The 1062-nt window shown below is 52.9% G+C and carries 2 protein-coding genes; both read right to left on the reverse strand.

Annotation, left to right across the window (positions count from 1 at the left end):
• On the reverse strand, positions 1 to 478 hold a 478-nt coding region (locus V6D20_17710), incomplete at its 3' end, for a hypothetical protein (GenBank protein ID HEY9817619.1).
• A gap of 196 nt (positions 479 to 674) precedes the next feature.
• Positions 675 to 956 (reverse strand): hypothetical protein, encoded by a 282-nt coding sequence (locus tag V6D20_17715; GenBank protein HEY9817620.1) that lies wholly within the window; start codon positions 954 to 956, stop codon positions 675 to 677.
• Between the last annotated feature and the right edge of the window lie 106 nt (positions 957 to 1062).

The raw sequence follows: 1062 nt of genomic DNA on the forward strand, positions 1-1062 counted from the left end.
TAGCAAGATCAGCAGTCAAATAGGTGCTAACCCACTCGCCCGTGTGCTTGCCAGAATGACCGGCGTTGACGGCGGTGAGCTTGTGGCCTTTTGCCAGTCCACGATTCAGTACTGCGGTGTGGATCAGGTAGCTGCCTGTGGCGTGTGTCGCGCCTCCCTCGGTCGTGGAATCTCCCGAGAACAGCATAGCCGCACTAGTGCCGGCAAGTAGTTTGGTGTGGAAGGCGTATAGGTACTCCTGCCCGAACACCCGCTGGCCATAGTCGGCATCGCTGTTGAGCTGTTGAGTACCGCCAGTGATAGCTTTAAGTACGCGGCCGGGGCCTGTCAGAGGTACTCCGTAGTTGTTACTTAAGGAAGTGACCAGTGAGTCTCCCGTCAGCCATACCTCTGGAGCTGCTGAGATAGCGGCGGCTAGCTCTGCGGTGTCATCGGCCACCCCATCAGTAGCAGCTGCGTAATCCTTGACACTTACCATATCACTGAGCTTACTAACTAAAGGACGTGGTGAGGCCCCGGCAGACTCCGAAGTGAACATAGGAGATGTAGTGATCCTAGCTGATAGCTGGTCTGCGGTGACTGCTACGGTAGTGCCCCCCTGAACCACAGGCAACAGTTCACCTCCGGACAGAGTGGCGGCAAGAGGTAACTGTGAAATCTTTTTATTAGCCATATTAGCTCCCTAAAATGCTTAGACCGTCTTCGGTCCCTATGTTGAAGAGGGAGTCCTCTGTGATGAGAAAGTACCCCTTAATATTGTAATCTCCTACTAGATCGTCGAACCTTTTAATGGTAGTTGACCAAGCAGCTATAGTATTGCCTAGCCCACGAACGTACACCTTGTTGCCTACTATGTCTGTAATCTCTACCCACTGCGTTCCTGCCGGGCCTAGCTGGTATTCCCAGCTGACTTCTATAGGGATAGCATCGTCGCCCCTGTATACTGTAGTAGTCATAAGTGCTCCTCGTGGTGCGGGTCTTTGTCTGGTTCGGTTGGGGAGCCGGAGGCTCCGCTCTTTTGATTGTGCTTACTTCGACAGCCTTATTCAGGATTAGTTCAAT

The sequence above is a fragment of the Candidatus Obscuribacterales bacterium genome (assembly GCA_036703605.1).
Lineage (GTDB): Bacteria > Cyanobacteriota > Cyanobacteriia > RECH01 > RECH01 > RECH01.

Coding starts and splice junctions, on each gene's coding strand:
- V6D20_17715 (HEY9817620.1), bottom strand. CDS start 956: ATGACTACTACAGTATACAGGGGCGACGATGCTATCCCTATAGAAGTC.